The sequence below is a fragment of the Nocardia sp. NBC_01388 genome, from assembly GCF_045040085.1.
Taxonomy (GTDB): domain Bacteria; phylum Actinomycetota; class Actinomycetes; order Mycobacteriales; family Mycobacteriaceae; genus Nocardia.
The window spans coordinates 6,008,151-6,025,095 of the sequence record NZ_CP109553.1; the positions used below are offsets into that span (position 1 = coordinate 6,008,151).

The window sequence follows — 16,945 nt, forward strand, 5'->3', positions numbered from 1 at the left end:
TGGCCGGTAAGTTGCTGTTATAGGCCGAAATTCGGCTGTTTCTGACCTATGAAGTACTGGAACAAGTAACGCCTCCGGGCTTATGGTGAATATCTAGCGAACTACACCCGATAGCGAACGATGAACTGGAGAAGGTGAACCAATGGCCGGCTGGCAGGTGTTCACAGCCACCCTGGCAATGCTCACGATCATGGCCGTAACGGTCGCGAGCCTGCATCAACCACATCGAGATCCGGACAGATTGTCGGTGGAACGGATCCGCGAGCGAATCAGCAACGAGCACATCGCATCCGCCGATTCCCCCCTGCTCACCTCCGCTTGGTCCCACGGAGCACCCGACCATCAGCTCGATGTGCAGGAGGCGCACCGCGCCATGCAGCAGCATCGCCGCTGCCCGGTGACCGAATGTGCCCGCAAGGCAGCGGCATTCCGCGCCCTCATCGACGCCGGACGCATCAAGCCGACACGTATGCCACCCGCCCTGCAATAGCGACCGCCGCCGACGCCCGAAAGCGGCTAGCCGCTGGGCCTTTCGTCCACGAGTCCCCGAATGATCATGGCGTACAGCAGGATCACTGCGATCGGCGCCACGATCGGGATCCAGGACAGGCCTGTGGGCAGCAGGGTCGCGGCCCCTGCGGCAATAGTGAAGACGAGGGCGCCCGCCACCGAGGGGACGGTAGTGGGCACCACTCCCACCGGCGCGGATACGGTCGCCGTATTCAGCAGGTAGGTGGTGGCGACCAGCCCGATCGCCCCCGCGGCCAGCGCGCCGGTATCGGTGAATGCCAGCGTGGCGAGCGCGACCAGTACCGCGCCCACCGCGCTGACCCGCCATCGCCAGCCGCCCACCGCGAAGATCAGCACCGGCAGGGCGGCCCACGGCTGCACCAGGCCAACGGCCAGTGCCAGCAGCAGGCCGGACAGTACGGCGAGGAATCTGGTCATCGGCGCACTCGCACAGCGCGACGGCGATGTTCGGGCAGCAGGCGCATGATCTGGTCCAGCCGGGCATCTTCCGGCCAGGGCACGATATCGACGCCGACGGTGCCCATATCGCGGTACATGGAGGTGCGCTCCAGCTGCCACATGCGAGCCAGGGTGGATTCCAGGCCGCCGGCGAACGGCGGTCCGCGCAGCACATCCACCACCACCACAACATGTCCGCGCTTGCGGAGATCGATGAGCGACAAGGCGAATTCGGTATCCAGCAGGGTGGAGAAGGCGACCACCACCGCACCGATCGGAACGGCCGCATGAGGGGCGAGCGTTCCGGAGGTCTCGATGTGCTCATCACCGACATCGAGCACCGTGTCGACAATGCGGTAGAACTGGCGGCGGCCGATATCGGGTCGCAGCCAGCGCGGTGAACGGCCGAGGCACACAACGGCTGTGCGGTCACCCGCCTGCAGCGCCGATTGCGCCACCTGCGCCGCGCCGCGCACGGACAGTTCCAGCGAGTCCGAGGCCGGTCCCGGCGCCTGCATCGAAGTGTCCACCAGCACAACCACATCCGCGGCGCGATTGGTGAAACGCTCGGTCACGAACAGTCGCCCGCGACGGGCGCTCACCGCCCAGTTCACCGTGCGCAGTTGATCGCCGGGCGCGTACGCGCGCACATCGGCGAATTCCACGCCGGGACCGTGCCGGCGGGTCAGGTGGGTGCCGATACGCTCGGGAAGTTCGGTGCGCGGCAGTTCCATTCGCTGCGGATCGGCGATCGGGTAGACGAACACCTCACCGGCGGGCAACTGCACCGAGGCCACCGACAAGCCCGCCGGACTCAGCGCGGTGATCCGCAACGGCACCGGATACCGGCCCCAGCGCATTGCGGACAGCGCCAATCGCATCCCCGCGGGCGCGGCACCCGAATCGAACGCCTCTTCAACCCGCACCTCCATGCCCTTGATCTGCTGAGCATGCATGCGCAGCAGGGCATGTCCGCTCTCCACGAACGCGGCCGCCGTCAGCACCACCTCTTCGGTCTCGAAGCAGCGCAGCACATCGACCCCGTCGACCTGGATCCTGGTGCGCGACTGCTGCAGCGGCGCGGTTGCCAGCACGCCGAGCATGGGCGCGGCGAATACCGCCAGCTGCCAATGCCCCAGCACGATCGCCAGCACCAGGGCCGGTGCGGACACCGCGGCCAGCATGAATACCAACGGCGCCGGCCGCCACCGCAATTCGGTCTCCGAAGCCGTACTCAGATCACGGTGCTTCATACGCACCCCCGGTCCGCTGACCGAGCGTGTATGCAATTCGCGAGGTGTCCTCCGACTGTCCACCTCGTGGGGTGCTCACACGCGCACTTGCATCGGCATCCGGCCACTTACCTCGCGGAGTGCTCGGATCCACCGCTTGCGCAGTAGGTTTCGCTGGGTTTGTCATGTGCGCCTCATGCGGTGCTCACGCCGGGGTCGCGCGCGGGACCGGGAGGCGGCGCAGGAGTTCGGCGATGACGTCCTCGCCGCGGATGCGGCGGACCCACATTTCGGGGCGGAGCGTGATGCGGTGTGCCATAGCGGGCAGGGCCAGGGCCTTCACATCCTCGGGGACCACGTAGTCGCGGCCGTTGAGCAGCGCACGGGCCCGGGCCATCTGGACCAGATCGAGTTCCGCGCGCGGGCTGGCGCCCACTTCCACCTGGGGGTGGCTGCGGGTGGCGGAGGCCAGGGAGACCACGTAGCCGACCACATCCGGGTGCACGGTGACGAATTCGACGGCCTGGCGCATTTCCAGCAGGCCCTCGGCATCCACCACCTGCGCGATCTGGGCGGGCTGCGTGCCACGCTCCAGGCGGCGGCGGATCATCTGCATCTCATCGCTCTCGGAGAGGTAGCCGAGGCGCAATTGCATGGCGAAACGGTCGAGCTGGGCTTCGGGCAGCGGGTAGGTGCCCTCGTACTCGATCGGATTGTCGGTGGCCATGACGATGAAAGGCTGTGGCAGCAGGAAGGTTTCACCGTCGATCGAGACCTGTCCCTCCCCCATCGCCTCCAGCAGTGCGGCCTGCGTCTTGGGCGGGGTGCGGTTGATCTCGTCGGCCAGCAGCATATTGGTGAAGACCGGGCCGCGGCGGAAACTGAAACGGCCAGAATGCATGTCGTAGATCGTCGCGCCGATGAGATCCGCGGGCAGCAGATCGGGGGTGAACTGCACGCGGGTGAAGTTCAGCCCGAACGCGGCCGCGAAGGATCGGGCGATGAGCGTCTTGCCCAGCCCCGGCAGGTCCTCGATGAGGATGTGGCCGCCGGCGAGCACCGCAATCATGATCAGCTGCAGCTCATCTCGCTTGCCGACCACCACCCGGGACATTTCCCGCAGTACGGCATCGGTGCGTTTGATGGTCACGTCCATCGGTGAAGTCATTCTAGTACTCGCATCTCAAACCTGTTCACATGTTCTGGAGGCGGCGCAGGATCTCGTCCAGCGCCGGTCGGCCGGGCGCCGGATTGGTCTGATCGCGCAGCGCCGAATTGGCGGGATCCACCCACCGCCACAGCTCGGGACCGAACTGTAGCTGTCCGGCCGCCTCGTGGGCACGCCGGTTCTTGGCCATCCGATGGCCGCTGTTGCTCTCGAACTCCTTGGCCAGCAAGGGTCGCAGATGGCGGTCCCAGTCGGCGCGGGTGCCCTCGGCGCGGTCGGCGAGCATCTGGGCGCGGGCCTGCCAGCGCTGCAGCATTTCGGCTGGGCCATTGTCGATCTCGTGATCGTCCGGACCGGTGGGGCGGCGGCGGCGCGCACGTTCCAGCAGCGACCAGACCAGCAGGCCCAGTGCGCCGGCCACCGGAATGCCGGCAATCGGCAGCAGGGTGTCCCGCTCGTGATTCAAGGCGATGAGTTCGAACAGACCCGCCAGGATCAACCCGATCACCACGATCGCAGCCCGGTTCATGATGCTTCCGCCTGTCCCTGCAGATCAGCCAAAACGATGCGCAGCAGCTGCTCGGCCCGCATGCGCTGCCACTCCAGCATGGAGTGCGGGCTGAACCGCGCCTCCTCGAAGAGCGCCACCAGTTCCCGCGCCGACGCATCGTGCAGGAAGCCGCGGTCGAAGGCGCGCGCCAGCACCTCCGACGGGGTGTCCGAGGCCAGCGGGGCCACCTCCCGCGCCTGCGCCAGACCGCGTTCCATGGCGACATAGCAGGCGATGATGGCGGTACGCGGATCCTGACCGGGCGCGATCATGGCGGCCAGGCCCATTTCCGCGACCTTGGCCAGTGAGACCGCCTCGATCGGCGTACTCGCCGCATGCCCTGCGGCTTTCGCCACCGGACCGCGATTGGAACTGACCGCGACCACCACCAGCCCGGTCATGGCGACCAGTACCAGCACCACCGCGCCGATCGCGACCAGCAGCAGCGCGGTACCACTCAGCGCGGGCGTGGATATCGAGTCCTGCGGCGGCGCAACGTTCTCGACCGGCTGCGCCGCACCGGTGCTCGGGGTCTGCGTGGTCATCGTCGTCTCCGGTGCGTTCTTGTGCCCCGGCCCGACCAGGTATATCGACGCAACCGCGGTGAGCAGCAGTGCCACCGCCGCCAGCCCGACCAGCACCAGCAGCGCGAGCTTGCTCAGCCCGGTACCGCGCCGGTCCGTCTCGCGCTCCGGCTCCGGCATGGCCAGCGGCAGCCGATGCTGGCTATTGACCACGCCCGCAGCCAGAATCACCACCGACACCAGCAGCAGCACCGGCATGAGTGCCAGCGTGACCGCCGACGGCGTCCCCGGTGAGGACGGTCCCCCCGTGCCGGGTATGTACCCGCGCAGGGCGACCACGGCCAGCACCAGCAGAGCGATCAACCCGATCGCCCGTGATGCCAGCGTCCCCACCCCAGTCACACATGCTCCCAACCAGAGTCTTGCAAATCAGGCACATAGTTACATGCCAGTAGGTCCGGTTGGGGAGGAATCGCAAACACCGATTACATGCAGTTCCGGCATATATTCGCCCGAAAGCCACCCCGCACGCGCCCGACCCGCACCCCGCGCGCCCACCGACAATCCGTGCCACCGCCCCGGAATCCGACAGCGCCGGCGAACTCTCCACTACCGGAGCTGCCGTGCACACGCTGGACTCCCGCGAATGAGAACGAGAGGGCGGACGCCCATCCCGGCTGCCCGAATGTGCCACGCGCACGTTGGCGGGACACGCACGAGTTTGGTGTGGCACGTACGACATCGCCGCAGAATCCGCGGGCGGTAGACAAGCGGGTGCGCGCGGGAGGAGAGGTTCAGGCGGTGCGGCGGACTCGGGCGCGGAGGCGGTTCAGGGGGGAATCTGCCAGGGCGGCAGGGGCTTCGGGGAGGCGGCGGGGCTGGCGGATCGGGGCGGCGGGGCGCAGCGGCTCCGGGTGGGAGGTCGCGGTGCGGGGTTCGACGAGGCGGCCCATGGCTCGGAAGTCCCACCCGGCGGCGAGCCAGGGTTCGGGGTCGAGGGTGTTGCGGGTGTCGATGAGGGTGCGGCCGCGGGCGACGGTGCGCAGGAAATTCGGGTCGAGGTCGCGGAATTCGCGCCATTCGGTGAGGTGCAGGACCACGTCCGCCTCGTGCAGGGCGGCGGCCGCGGTGGCGGCGTAGACGAGCTGAGGAGCTACGGCGCGGGCGGTGGCGGTGGCGGCCGGGTCGAAGGCGGTGACTTCCACACCCGCGGCCTGCAGGCGGATGGCCACATCCAGGGCCGGGGAGTCGCGGACATCGTCGGACAGCGGCTTGAAGGCGATGCCGAGAATGCCGACGCGTCGGGAACCGCTGGCACGCAACAGTTCCAGGGTCTCGCGGACCACGCGCTCGCGGCGGCGCAGGTTGATGGTGTCGATATCGCGCAGGAACTCGACGGATTCGCCCGCACCCAGTTCGGTGGCACGGGCAATGAGCGCGCGGACATCCTTGGGCAGACAGCCACCGCCGTAACCCAGTCCGGCGCCGAGGAATTTGCGGCCGATGCGATCGTCGTGGCCGAGGGCATCGGCCAGTAGCGTCACATCCGCGCCGGTGAGCTCACACAGCTCGGCCATCGCATTGATGAACGAGATCTTGGTCGCCAGAAAGGCATTCGCGGAGACCTTGATCAATTCCGCGGTGGGGAGATTCGTGATCACCACCGGCGAACCGGCGGCGATCGGCGTCGCATAGACCTGGCGCAGCGCCCATTCCGCATCCGGTGTGGTCACACCGAAGACCAGTCGATTGGGGCTCAAGGTGTCGTGCACCGCGTGACCCTCGCGCAGGAATTCCGGATTCCATGCCAGATCCACCGAGATTCCCGGCGGCGCGAGTTCGGCGATGCGCGCCATCAGCGCCTCGGCGGTACCGACCGGAACCGTCGACTTGCCGACGATCAGGCAATTGCGAGTCAGATGCGGGACCAGCCCGTCGAGGGCGGCGTACAGCTGGGACAGATCGGCCGCGCCGCTGGGCCCGGCCGGCGTTCCCACACAGAGGAAATGGACATCGGCGAAGCGGGCGGCGGCCACCAGCGAGGTGCCGAACCGCAGCCGCCCCTTCGCGACGTGCCCGGCCAGCAGCTCGGGCAGCCCGGGCTCGTGGAACGGCACCCGGCCGGCCGACAGCGCATCCGCCTTGGCCGGATTGTTGTCCACACCGAGCACTTCGAAGCCGAGCTCGGCCATGCCCGCGGCATGTGTGGCACCGAGGTAGCCGGTACCGATCACGGAGATGCGCAGCATCAGGAGGCCTCCTTGGAGAGCGGGCCGCGGAGGTCACCATCGACCGGCAGTCGGCGGCGTTCCGCGATCACTTCGCGGTAGTGGCGGACGAGCAGGTTGTTCACTGCGGTCCAGGAGCGGTCCTGCACACTGCGCTGGGCAATCTCAGCGGTCTGGGCGCGCAGTTGCGGATCGTCGATCAGGCGGCGCACGAAATCGACGAGCGCCTCGGCATTGCCGGGGGGATAAAGGAATCCGGCGCCCGGCGTGACCACATCGATCGGGCCGCCGGACTTCGGGGCTACCACCGGAACACCGGAGGCCATCGCCTCCTGCGCTGCCTGGCAATAGGTTTCGTGACGGCCGGTGTGCACGAACACATCCAGCGAGGCATAGGCCGCGGCCAGCTCCGCGCCGTGCAGCACACCGAGGAAGGCCGCGCCCGGCAGCAGTTTCCGCAGCCGCTTCTCCTCCGGACCGCCGCCGACGATGACCAGCCGGATCCCGGGCAGCGGGCGCAGCTGCGCGAGCAGTTCGAGTTCCTTCTCCGGGGCCAGCCGGCCGATATAGCCGACCAGCAATTCCCCGTTGGGGGCCAGGCGCTTTCGCAATTCTTCCGAGCGGCGGTGCGGATCGAACTGATCCAGATCCACGCCGCGCGGCCAGCGCGCGAGTCCGGGAATGCCCATCAGTTCCAGCTGCCGCAGGCTCGCGGTCGACGGTGCGAGGGTGCGATCCACCTGAAGATGAATGCGCCGGGTGAGCGCGACCATGGTGCGCACGCCGCCCGGCAGGTCGTAGCGCTCGGCGAAACCGATCAGGTCGGTCTGATAGATGGCCACGGTCGGCACATCCAGCTCCGCCGCCACCTTGGCTGCCTGATAGCCGAGCGTCGCCGGGGAGGCGATATGCACGACGTCCGGCTCGAATTCGCGCATGATCTTGCGCAACCGGCGGCGCGTTTCCAGGCCGATCCGGAAGTCCCGGTAGAACGGCAGGCGCGCACCGCGCACCACGTGCACCCGGAATCCGGCGTACTTCGCCGGCCCGGTCGGAGCCACCAGTACGGCCTCGTGGCCCTTGGACGCCAGATGATCCAGGACCCGCCGCACCGAGTTGGTGACGCCGTTGACCTGGGGAAGGAAGGATTCGGCGACCACCAGCACGCGCAGTCGACCGCCGGGGATACTCGGGTGCCGGGGTGCGGAACCCCTGGCCTGCTCGCGGATTCGCATCGGTCCCCTCCGGTTCGGTGCTGCCTCCTGAAAGCACGGTAAGAAAGCGCTCGCAACGTCAGCCCCCCTCCGCGTTGACGGCACGTGAATCGTTCGCGTCGATCAAGTCGGCCAGTTCACCCGGACGTCGCCGCCCCTTCTTGCTGCCGTTCTACGGACAGTTCGCCGAGGCGGCTCAGGGTTCGATACAGGTCCGGAACACGGGCGATTGCCGCGCCCAGCTCAGTGGGCGGCACAGCCGCGTAGAGGGAGAGTTCCAGGTCCGCGTCGTAGAGGACGTCGACCAGATACACCAGCCGCATTACCCAATCAGGCTCGACGGTGTCCAGCGGCGGCACCTCGCACAGCGTCCAGCGCTGGAACCTCCCGGCGAGTTCGAGGATGTCGGCCGCTGAGATCGGAATGCCACACAGTTCCGCGAAATCCACTGTCAGCTCGCCATTTTCGGACTTTCGGGCCTGCATCAGACGGTGCGCGACGGGCACCTCGGCCACACCGCGGGTCTCGCACACACCGACCGTGTAGCGCCCCGCCGCGAATCCGGTGTGCCGCCCGCCGAGACTCCGGTAATCCTGCGGTCCGTTCACCGGCAGCACGTCGAGATGTTCGAGAATCCGCGCGATGGTCGGCACGAATATGGAGTGCGTGAAGGGATTCGGCAATAGTTCTTGCGGTGGATAGTTTGAAGTCACCACGAGGGTGATCCGGCGGGAAAACAGAGTGTCGAGCAATCGCGCGACCAACCGGGCATCGCCCGCATCGTGCACATGGAATTCGTCGAAACACAGCAGTTCCGCGTCACCGAGCAGCGCGTCCGCCGCGGCGTCGATACCGCCGTATTCATGGATGCCCGCATTCAGGCGGGCGAAGAAGCTGTGGAAGTGGAAGCGCCGCTTGCGGCCGGAGGGCGCCGCGGCGAAGAAGCGATCCATCAGCATGGTCTTGCCGCGCCCCGGCCCGCCGTACAGGTACAGCCCGCGCGGCCGCCGCCACCGCCTGCCCAGCCGCCCGGCGATCCCGGCCAACTGATCCGCGGCCCGCTGCTGATCGTGATCGAGCACGATTTCCGAAGTCTGCACGACGCCCTCCCCATCCTCTGCATCCGTAGAGCCTCTCTACATTTGTAGAGGCTTCACGGGCCGAGAAACAGCGAAGGTGATCACTTGCACAGGCAGTGCGCGCTTCTGCCCGAACGTCAGAATTGCTGCGTGATATGCAGATCCGGCCACGGCGGGCGCTTGAACACCGCCATCGTCGCGAGCGTGGCGGCCACGAGTCCGGTCAGCACCCCGATCGTGGCGGCCACGAAACCGGCTGCCGCCTCGATGGTCTCGACCCGGGCGACATCCACCGCAGGCTCCCACTTCACCCCGCCGCCGTGCACCACGAAAACCCCCATCGGCCGTGGCCGCGGCCGCAAGAACCCCCCGGTCCCCATCACCGTGATGATGGTGGACCCATCCGCTGTTTCGTGCGGCTCCCCGTAGATCAGCGAACTGTCCACCGCCGGTAGCTCTTTCCATCGATCCAGCAGCATGGCCTCACCCCTTCGAACCATAGTTCCCCCAAACCTACGCTCAGCGGGCGAGTTGCAACCAGAGAGTCGCGATAGCCGGAGCCATATACATCACGGGATACACAGTCGTCTTATACGAGTGCGCCCGAATAGTGGTGGCGACCGCACCGGCGAAATACAGAATCACCCCGATAGCCGCCGCGACCCGATAGCCGGAACAAAGAACCCGACGAGCAAACCCACCGCCCCAGCCGCCTTGGCCGTTCCCAGCCAATTCCACCAGGACCGCGGAACCCCGTACTCCACAAGAGGTTCCGTCACAAAGGCCTGATCCGTGAAGATCGAATAGGCCGAAAATCCGACCCACAGTGCAGTAACAATTCCGACGATGTAGTAAGCGGTGTTCATTGGAATCCGTTTCCCTTCAGCAGCTTCGAATGCGTTCTGCCCAGGTGACGGAGTAGCGCCTCCCGGTGTGACATCCCCGCCGAATCTCTTTCCGAGACCCAGTCGGAGATCGCACCTACTGCTCGTCGGGGACGAGGACGACTTTTCCGGTGACGGTGCGGGATTCGGCGAGGGTCAGGGCTTGGGCGGCTTGGGAGAGGGGGAAGCGGGCGGCGATTTGGGGGTGGAGGACGCCCTGGGCGGCTAGGGCGAAGACGGCGGTGAGGTCTTCGGTCAGACGGGTGCGGAAGGTGGTGCGGCGGCGGAGGCCGGACCAGATGTTGTAGAAGTGGGCGTGGCGGTTGTTGGGGAGGGCATTCCACAGCAGCAGGCGGGCGAAGAGCCGGAGCACGGGTAGGCGGGAGTTGCCGGATTCGTCCTTGGTGGAGGCGCTGCCGTAGGCGACCAGGGTGCCGCCGGGGGCCAGCAGGCGGAAGGAATCGACAATGCCGGGGCCGCCGACGTGATCGAATACCGCATCCACTCCGGCGGGGGCGAGCGCCCGGACCTGCGCGGGCACATCACCGCGGTAGTCGACCGGCGCGGCACCAAGCGCTGTCACGGCCTCCGCATTGCGCGCCGAGGCTGTGCCGATCACCCGGACCCCGGCCGCTCGCGCCAGCTGCACCAGCGTCGATCCGACGCCGCCGTTCGCGCCGTGCACCAGAATGGTCTGCCCCGCACGGACTTTCGCGTAGCGGTGCAGCATCTGCCAGGCGGTGATGCCATTGACCACGAAGGTCTCCGCCTCGTCGGCGGCCAGATCGGCGGGCACCTCGACCAGGTCCGCGGTCTCGAGCACCACATGGCTGGCCCAGCCGCCGACCTTGGTCAGCGCGGCGACCCGGCGGCCCATGAGCGCGGCATCGGCGTCCGAACCGACCTCGAGGACCGTGCCCACCAGGTCGTAGCCCGGCACGAACGGGTACGCGGGCTGGTCGTAGTACTTCCCCCGCCGCATCTGCTGCTCCGCGAACGAGACCCCGCTGGCCTCGACGCGGACCAGCGCCTGCCCGGCCCGCAGCGGCGGCAGCTCACGGCGAGTGGTGAGCAGCTCCTCCGGCTCGACGGTCCCTGGAAGCACGATTTCTACTGCGGTGATCGACATTATTCTTCCTCTTCTTCGGTGAGTGACTGGTCAGTCACCCGCTGGTCAAATAAAAAGCCCCGGTCAGGGGCTCAGAAAATCAGCCCGGATGCCGAATACCGATATTGAGAATTTCGGCCCACGCGCCCTCGCGCCCATCGAGCCCGAGCGTGGTGATCAGATGGCACAGCTGCCCGTAGGCGATGAACCGCTGCACCGCTGCATCCGGCGCACCCGAACGCGACTTGGCATAGTCCGTCACCCGGGCCAGCCCGCGCCGCAGCCCCTCGGCAATCTCCGCGATATCGGTCGCGGACTGCGCGTGCACCTGCAGCATGAGCAAGCTCTTGTCCGAGATGAGTTCGGCGTAGGCGCCGCCCATTTCGTAAAGAATGGCTTCCGGATCACCGCCTGCCGCCCGGGCCGCCCCGGTGGCCATCGACTGCTCCACCAATTCGAAGCACCGATCGAGCGCGGCGACGAACAACTCCACCTTGCTCGGAAACAGCTTGAACACATAGGCCGTCGAAATCCCGGCGGCCGTGGCCACGGTATTGATCGGCGTGCCGTGATAGCCGGTCCGCGCGAACTCCACGATGGCCGCATCGAGAACTGCTTCCCGCCGTACATCCGAGGTGGAGAGGGTGACTCCGCGCTTTGCCATGTGAGTGACCGTACACTCACTCTTTCTTGCGACGCAACCCCTCCGCGCGAGAATCGCCGTAGCGTGGGGATATGACCGGACCGGAGCACACAGAAGAGAAATCCACGCCGCCGGAACCGCAGGGCAGCTTCCTCGGCGTTCCCTACGATTGGCGGCGGCCGACGGTGGAGAAGGTCAAGGCGCGGTGGTGGAATCCCGATGAGCCGAAGTTCCTGACACCCAAGTCCTACGGCTGGGGCTACGACTTCAATCTGTATCGGCTGTTCCACCGCAAATAGATACGACAATGCCTGAGCGAAGCGGGTTCGCTCAGGCATTGTTGTCATAGCGCGATGAGTCAGTTGCCGGTGAGGACCAGTCCGGAAGTGGGAACGCCGGTTCCGGCGGTGACGACAATATTGCGCAGGCCGTCGACCTGATTCACCGACGTGCCGCGAATCTGCCGCACACCCTCGGCAATGCCGTTCATACCGTGGATGTAGGCCTCGCCGAGCTGCCCGCCGTGCGTATTCAGCGGCAGGCGGCCGCCGAGTTCGAGCGCGCCGTCCTTGATGAAGTCCTTGGCCTCACCGCGACCGCAGAAGCCCAGTTCCTCCAGCTGCATGAGCACGAACGGGGTGAAGTGGTCGTAGAGGATCGCGGCCTGCATATCCTCCGGCCGCAAACCGCTCTGCGCCCAGAGCTGATCGCCGACCAGCCCCATCTCCGGCAGACCCGTCATGGCATCGCGGTAGTAGCTGGTCATGACGTACTGGTCCGCACCGGAACCCTGTGCCGCACCGGCGATCACGGCCGGCTTGTTCGGCAGATCCCGGGCCCGCTCGGCACTGGTGACCACAATGGCCACGCCGCCGTCGGTCTCCTGGCAGCAGTCCAGCAGGTGCAGCGGTTCGGCGATCCAGCGGGAGGCCTGGTGCTCCTGCAGCGTGATCGGCTTGCCGTAGAAGTGCGCGTTCGGATTCACGGCGGCATGCTTGCGATCGGTGACCGCCACGGTGCCGAAATCCGCACTGGTAGCGCCGTATACGTGCATATAGCGCCGCGCGACCATGGCCACCTGAGCCGCGGGGGTGCCGAGACCGTGGGTGTAGGAGAAGGCATTGTCCACACCGGAGGACGTGGCATTGCCCGCCAGCTGTGTGGAGAACTGACCGAAGCGATGCCCGGACCGCTCGTTGAAAGCGCGGTATGCGACAACAACATCCGCGACACCGGTGGCGACCGCCATGGCGGCCTGCTGCACGGTGGCAGCCGCCGCGCCGCCGCCGAACGGGATATTGCTGAAGAACTTCAGGCTCGGAATACCGGCGGCCCGGGCCACCGCGGCCTGGGTGTTGGTGTCCATGGTGAAGGTCGTCAACCCGTCCACATCGGCGGGGGTGAGTCCGGCGTCGGCGAGCGCGGCGGTGACCGCCTCGGCGGCCAGGCGCAGTTCACTGCGACCGGAATCCTTGGAGAAGTCGGTGGCGCCGATGCCCACAATGGCGGCGTGGCCACTCAAACCGGTCACGCGCGTGCCTCCTGAAGCGAGAGAACGGCTTTCGCCGTGATGTGGTTGCCGAGGCTGTCGGCGCCGACCACATCGATGGAGATGTCGGGACCCGCGATGGCGGACACCGTGCCGGAGAGAGTGAGGGTGTCACCGGCGTACAGCGGCACCCCGAGACGCAGCGAAATCGACTTCACCCGCGCGCCCGGTCCCGCCCAATCGGTGACGAAGCGCTGCACCAGACCGGTATCGGTGAGGATATTGACGAAGATGGTCTTCGAGCCGCGCTCCACCGCCTTGGCCGGATCGTGGTGCACGTCCTGAAAGTCGCGGGTGGCCAGCGCCGAACTCACCACGAAGGTGGTGTCGGCGTGAATCACCAACTCCGGCAGGACAGTTCCGACCTGCACGTCCAGGGTGTCGGTCATAGCACTGCCTTCCAGTAGGGCACGGTGTTGTCGTCGTCGACGGCCTCGAAGCCGACCTCGACCGGTGTGCCGATGACAACGTCGGCCGGATCGATGCCGCGCAGCTCACCGAGCATGCGCACGCCCTCCTCCAGCTCGACCAGCGCCACCACGAACGGCAGCGCCCGGCCCGGCACCTTGGGGGCATGGTGCACAACAAAACTGAAGACCGTGCCGCGCCCGGAGGCCACCACGTAGTCGGTCTGCTTCGCCTTGTCCTGCCACAGCGCCGGAACCGGCGGATGCTGCAGCGTGCCGTCGGGCCGCTGCTGGATGCGCAGCTCGCCGAGCTTCGTTCCATCCCAGAAGAATTCGGTGTCGTGCGAGACCACCGGCCGCACCCGCTTGGCGAGTTCGGCGGCCGGATCCGGCTTGGGAGCCGCACCGGTGCCCGGCACGAACTTCAGCAGGCGGAACAGCATTTCGGTGACGAGCTCGTCGCCGACGTACCAATTCGTGCGGTAGGTGATGAACCAGCCGTCGCCCAGGCCCGTGCGCTTCGGCCCCGCAATGGATTCCAGCGCGCTGCGCACATTGACGTGCTCGCCGACCTCCAGGTACCGGTGGTAGGTCTGATCGCAATTGGTGGCCACGACCGAGGTGTACCCGGCGGCGTCCAGCAGCTCGTTGGTGACGGTCATCGGGTCGTCGTCGGGGCGCGCCCCGGTGAGCCCCAGCATGGTCCACACCTGCGCCATGGCGGGCGGTGCGACGATGCCGGGATGCCCGGCGGCCAGCGCCGCGGCCTCGTCGACGTAGATCGGGTTGGTGTCCCCGATCCCCTCGACCCAGTTGTTGATCATGGCCTGGTTGACCGGATCGCGGGCCAGGCGCGGGGACGACTCCCCCGCTTCCTTGATCTTCTCGGCGGCCGCGCGGATCTCGTCGGCCGTGAAGCTTTGCGTCACTGTCGAATTCCTTTTTGCTAGCGCGGGACGCGGGGTAGGCGCAGACCCATTTGGGCCACGGACTCAGCCGCATGATCTCGTTGACGCCGCGATGTTTTCGTCACGGTGACCTCCTACCGGGGGACGCGGGGTAGGCGCAGACCCATTTGGGCCACGGACTCAGCCGCATGATCTCGTTGACGCCGCGATGTTTTCGTCACGGTGACCTCCTACCGGGGGACGCGGGGTAGGCGCAGACCCATTTGGGCGATGAGCTCGCGCATGACCTCGTTGACGCCGCCGCCGAAGGTGACCACCAGGTTCTGCTTGGTGCGCCGGTCCAGCCAGACCAGCAGTTCGGCGGTGGCCGGATCCGCGGGATCGCCGTAGCGGCCCACGATCTCCTCGGCCAGGCGGCCGGCCTCCTGCAGCGCCTCGGTGGAGTACACCTTGGTGGCCGAGGCATCGGCGATCACATCGGCCGGATCGGCGTCCGGGCGCTCCATATTGGAGGCCACCTGCCAGTTCAGCAGCTCGTTGAGCCGCACCATGGCATGCAGGCGGCCCAGCGAACGCCGCACCTCGGACTCGCCCAGCGCACCCTGCTTCTGCGCCCATTCGCGCGTCCGCTCGTAGAGCTGCTCGATCTTGCCGGACGGGCCCAGGCCGACCCGCTCGTGATTGAGCTGGGTCGTAATGAGCTTCCAGCCACCGTTTTCCACGCCGACGATCATGTTCGCGGGTACGCGCACATTGTCGAAGTAGGTGGCATTGGTGTGGTGCGCGCCGTCGGCGGTGATGATCGGCGTCCAGGAGTAACCCGGATCGGTGGTGTCCACGATCAGGATGGTGATGCCGCGGTGCCGCGACTCCACCGTCCCGGTGCGGACGGCCAGCCAGATGAAGTCGGCCTCGTGCGCGCCGGTGGTGAAGATCTTCTGCCCGTTGACGATCCAGTCGCCATTGGCATCCTTCACCGCACTGGTGCGCAGGGCGGCCAGATCGGTGCCCGCATCCGGCTCGGAGTAGCCGATGGCGAAATGCACGTCGCCGGTGAGGATTCCGGGCAGGAATTTCTGCTTCTGCTCCTCGGAGCCGAACGACTGCAGCGCCGGGCCGACGGTCAGCAGCGTCACCAGCGGGACGGGCACATCGGCGCGCACCGCCTCGTTGTAGAAGATCTGCTGTTCCAGCGGCCCGAAACCCTGCCCGCCGTACTCCTTCGGCCAGCCGACGCCCAGTTTGCCGTCGGCGCCCATCCGCTTCACCACGGTGCGGTAGGCGTCTCCGTGCCGGTTCACCAGCATCTCGGCCTCCTCCGCGGGAGTGACGAGAGTGGAGAAGTACGAACGCAATTCGTCCCGCAGTTGCCGCTGCTCGGCGGTCAGTTCGATGAACATCTGGCTCCCAAACGGTCCAGCCGGAACGATTCGCCGCCCAGCCAGCGCGCGATGTCCTTGGCCTGTGAGTAGTAGCGGTGCAGCGGATGGGTGATATCGACACCCAGGCCGCCGTGCAGGTGATGACACTTCTGCATGGCCGCGGGTAGTTCCGAGGCCACCGTATAGGCCAGCACGTCCAGATCGTCGTCGGTGCGCTCGCGGTGCTCAGCGCTGTCGGTACCGTTCCGGACATTGGCGGTGTCCTGCGCCAGCGCCCAATTGGCGGAGGCGGCGGCCGCGTGCAGGGTGCGCGAGACCACGTAGACATCGGCGATCTGCTGGGCGACGGCCTGGAATTCGGCCAGTGCCCGGCCGAACTGCTGACGCGTGCGCAGATGCTCTGCGGTCAGGGTGATGACACCCTTCAGCAGACCATCGGCGACCGAGCCGATACCGGCCAGCGCGTACCGGTGCAGTTCGGCGATCCCGCCGGGCAGCAGCTGCTCGGCCGGGATCTGCACCTCGTCGAGACGGAGCGAAAACTCCGGCACGCCATCGGAACTCGGGCTCGCGGTGCGGGTGATGCCCGGAGCATCACTGTCGACCAGCGCGATGCCGGCATTGGTGGGCACCAGAATCCAGCGCGCGGTGTCGGCGTACGGCACCGCCACCTTCTGGCCGGTGATGCGCACCGTCGTGCCGTCGGGCACGGCCACGGTCTCCGGCTTCACCACGAACGGCGAACCGGTCTCGTGCAGTGCCGCGGTGAGCACGGCGCCATTGGCCACAGCGGGAAACACCTTCTCCGCCACGGCTTCCGGAACACCGATCGCCAGCAGCGGCAGTACGCCGAAGGCGAGCGTGCTCAGCGCGGGCAGCTGCACCGCATCGGTGGCGAGTTCGGTCAGCATGGCCGAAACCTCGAGCAGACCCATATCGTCACCACCGAAGCGTTCCGGTAGCGGCACAGCAAGCAGTCCACTGCCGGCGAAGATCGGCCACAGCGCGATATCACGAGCGCTTTCGCGCTCTAGCAAACTTACAACAACCTCGGCGACAGCGTCCTGGCTCTCGTCCCGCGTGAAGTCCAATTCAATACT

The 16,945-nt window shown here is 67.0% G+C and carries 19 protein-coding genes; 2 read left to right on the forward strand and 17 right to left on the reverse strand.

Annotated elements, in window-relative coordinates; genetic code table 11:
• Positions 1-142 precede the first annotated feature (142 nt).
• Entirely contained in the window at positions 143-490 is a 348-nt protein-coding gene (locus OG716_RS29025; protein WP_405133752.1) for a hypothetical protein, read from the forward strand.
• Positions 491-516: 26 nt separating this feature from the next.
• Here OG716_RS29025 and OG716_RS29030 read toward each other — a convergent pair whose 3' ends face one another.
• The 12 genes from OG716_RS29030 to OG716_RS29085 form a co-directional block, all read right to left on the reverse strand.
• The gene (locus OG716_RS29030; RefSeq protein ID WP_405133753.1) at positions 517-948 is read right to left on the reverse strand and encodes a hypothetical protein; all 432 of its coding nucleotides are present in this window, start codon (positions 946-948) and stop codon (positions 517-519) included.
• Complete coding sequence (locus OG716_RS29035) at positions 945-2,222, reverse strand: DUF58 domain-containing protein (protein WP_405133754.1); 1,278 nt, start codon at positions 2,220-2,222, stop codon at positions 945-947. Before OG716_RS29035 ends, OG716_RS29030 begins: the two co-directional genes overlap by 4 nt.
• Before the next feature lie 184 nt (positions 2,223-2,406).
• Complete coding sequence (locus OG716_RS29040) at positions 2,407-3,369, reverse strand: MoxR family ATPase (RefSeq protein ID WP_327143393.1); 963 nt, start codon at positions 3,367-3,369, stop codon at positions 2,407-2,409.
• Positions 3,370-3,394: 25 nt separating this feature from the next.
• Entirely contained in the window at positions 3,395-3,898 is a 504-nt protein-coding gene (locus tag OG716_RS29045; RefSeq protein WP_355123883.1) for a hypothetical protein, read from the reverse strand.
• A complete protein-coding gene (locus OG716_RS29050) occupies positions 3,895-4,845 on the reverse strand; it encodes a DUF4129 domain-containing protein (protein WP_355123881.1) in 951 nt (316 codons plus the stop codon). The genes OG716_RS29045 and OG716_RS29050 overlap by 4 nt, the downstream gene beginning before the upstream one ends.
• A gap of 392 nt (positions 4,846-5,237) precedes the next feature.
• Positions 5,238-6,689, reverse strand: coding sequence for a UDP-glucose dehydrogenase family protein (locus OG716_RS29055; RefSeq protein WP_405139973.1), 1,452 nt, complete (start codon positions 6,687-6,689; stop codon positions 5,238-5,240).
• A gap of 2 nt (positions 6,690-6,691) precedes the next feature.
• Positions 6,692-7,906 carry a glycosyltransferase family 4 protein gene (locus OG716_RS29060; RefSeq protein WP_405133755.1) on the reverse strand — a complete coding sequence of 405 codons (1,215 nt, stop codon included), beginning with the start codon at positions 7,904-7,906 and terminating at the stop codon, positions 6,692-6,694.
• A gap of 116 nt (positions 7,907-8,022) precedes the next feature.
• Positions 8,023-8,985 (reverse strand): cell division protein ZapE, encoded by a 963-nt coding sequence (gene zapE / locus OG716_RS29065; protein WP_405133756.1) that lies wholly within the window; start codon positions 8,983-8,985, stop codon positions 8,023-8,025.
• 116 nt (positions 8,986-9,101) lie between these two features.
• Positions 9,102-9,443, reverse strand: a complete 342-nt coding sequence (locus OG716_RS29070) for a hypothetical protein (protein ID WP_405133757.1) — start codon at positions 9,441-9,443, stop codon at positions 9,102-9,104.
• 162 nt (positions 9,444-9,605) lie between these two features.
• The gene (locus OG716_RS29075) at positions 9,606-9,830 is read right to left on the reverse strand and encodes a DoxX family protein (RefSeq protein ID WP_405133758.1); all 225 of its coding nucleotides are present in this window, start codon (positions 9,828-9,830) and stop codon (positions 9,606-9,608) included.
• A 115-nt stretch (positions 9,831-9,945) separates the two neighbouring features.
• Positions 9,946-10,977 carry a medium chain dehydrogenase/reductase family protein gene (locus tag OG716_RS29080; RefSeq protein ID WP_405133759.1) on the reverse strand — a complete coding sequence of 344 codons (1,032 nt, stop codon included), beginning with the start codon at positions 10,975-10,977 and terminating at the stop codon, positions 9,946-9,948.
• Positions 10,978-11,056: 79 nt separating this feature from the next.
• On the reverse strand, positions 11,057-11,620 hold the full coding sequence (locus OG716_RS29085; protein ID WP_405133760.1) for a TetR/AcrR family transcriptional regulator: 564 nt from the start codon (positions 11,618-11,620) through the stop codon (positions 11,057-11,059).
• A 71-nt stretch (positions 11,621-11,691) separates the two neighbouring features.
• Here OG716_RS29085 and OG716_RS29090 point away from each other — a divergent pair, with 71 nt between their 5' ends.
• Positions 11,692-11,898, forward strand: a complete 207-nt coding sequence (locus tag OG716_RS29090) for a hypothetical protein (RefSeq protein ID WP_405133761.1) — start codon at positions 11,692-11,694, stop codon at positions 11,896-11,898.
• 59 nt (positions 11,899-11,957) lie between these two features.
• On the opposite strand, the gene OG716_RS29095 is transcribed toward OG716_RS29090, so the two are convergent.
• The 5 genes from OG716_RS29095 to OG716_RS29115 all read right to left on the reverse strand — a co-directional run bounded on the left by OG716_RS29095 (position 11,958) and on the right by OG716_RS29115 (position 16,936).
• Complete coding sequence (locus OG716_RS29095) at positions 11,958-13,130, reverse strand: lipid-transfer protein (protein ID WP_405133762.1); 1,173 nt, start codon at positions 13,128-13,130, stop codon at positions 11,958-11,960.
• Positions 13,127-13,537, reverse strand: coding sequence for a MaoC family dehydratase (locus OG716_RS29100; RefSeq protein WP_355130252.1), 411 nt, complete (start codon positions 13,535-13,537; stop codon positions 13,127-13,129). Before OG716_RS29100 ends, OG716_RS29095 begins: the two co-directional genes overlap by 4 nt.
• Positions 13,534-14,484, reverse strand: a complete 951-nt coding sequence (locus OG716_RS29105) for an OB-fold domain-containing protein (protein WP_355130250.1) — start codon at positions 14,482-14,484, stop codon at positions 13,534-13,536. The genes OG716_RS29100 and OG716_RS29105 overlap by 4 nt, the downstream gene beginning before the upstream one ends.
• A gap of 209 nt (positions 14,485-14,693) precedes the next feature.
• Complete coding sequence (locus tag OG716_RS29110; RefSeq protein WP_327143381.1) at positions 14,694-15,863, reverse strand: acyl-CoA dehydrogenase family protein; 1,170 nt, start codon at positions 15,861-15,863, stop codon at positions 14,694-14,696.
• Positions 15,848-16,936: an acyl-CoA dehydrogenase family protein gene (locus tag OG716_RS29115; RefSeq protein WP_405133763.1), complete on the reverse strand. Its 1,089-nt coding sequence runs from the start codon at positions 16,934-16,936 to the stop codon at positions 15,848-15,850. The genes OG716_RS29110 and OG716_RS29115 overlap by 16 nt, the downstream gene beginning before the upstream one ends.
• Positions 16,937-16,945 lie beyond the last annotated feature (9 nt).

Bases quoted from the DNA above. Each gene is read 5' to 3' on its own strand.
- OG716_RS29025 (WP_405133752.1), top strand. From the start codon at position 143: ATGGCCGGCTGGCAGGTGTTCACAGCCACCCTGGCAATGCTCACGATC.
- OG716_RS29030 (WP_405133753.1), bottom strand. From the start codon at position 948: ATGACCAGATTCCTCGCCGTACTGTCCGGCCTGCTGCTGGCACTGGCC.
- OG716_RS29035 (WP_405133754.1), bottom strand. From the start codon at position 2,222: ATGAAGCACCGTGATCTGAGTACGGCTTCGGAGACCGAATTGCGGTGG.
- OG716_RS29040 (WP_327143393.1), bottom strand. From the start codon at position 3,369: ATGACTTCACCGATGGACGTGACCATCAAACGCACCGATGCCGTACTG.
- OG716_RS29045 (WP_355123883.1), bottom strand. From the start codon at position 3,898: ATGAACCGGGCTGCGATCGTGGTGATCGGGTTGATCCTGGCGGGTCTG.
- OG716_RS29060 (WP_405133755.1), bottom strand. From the start codon at position 7,906: ATGCGAATCCGCGAGCAGGCCAGGGGTTCCGCACCCCGGCACCCGAGT.
- OG716_RS29070 (WP_405133757.1), bottom strand. From the start codon at position 9,443: ATGCTGCTGGATCGATGGAAAGAGCTACCGGCGGTGGACAGTTCGCTG.
- OG716_RS29075 (WP_405133758.1), bottom strand. From the start codon at position 9,830: ATGAACACCGCTTACTACATCGTCGGAATTGTTACTGCACTGTGGGTC.
- OG716_RS29080 (WP_405133759.1), bottom strand. From the start codon at position 10,977: ATGTCGATCACCGCAGTAGAAATCGTGCTTCCAGGGACCGTCGAGCCG.
- OG716_RS29085 (WP_405133760.1), bottom strand. From the start codon at position 11,620: ATGGCAAAGCGCGGAGTCACCCTCTCCACCTCGGATGTACGGCGGGAA.
- OG716_RS29090 (WP_405133761.1), top strand. From the start codon at position 11,692: ATGACCGGACCGGAGCACACAGAAGAGAAATCCACGCCGCCGGAACCG.
- OG716_RS29100 (WP_355130252.1), bottom strand. From the start codon at position 13,537: ATGACCGACACCCTGGACGTGCAGGTCGGAACTGTCCTGCCGGAGTTG.
- OG716_RS29110 (WP_327143381.1), bottom strand. From the start codon at position 15,863: ATGTTCATCGAACTGACCGCCGAGCAGCGGCAACTGCGGGACGAATTG.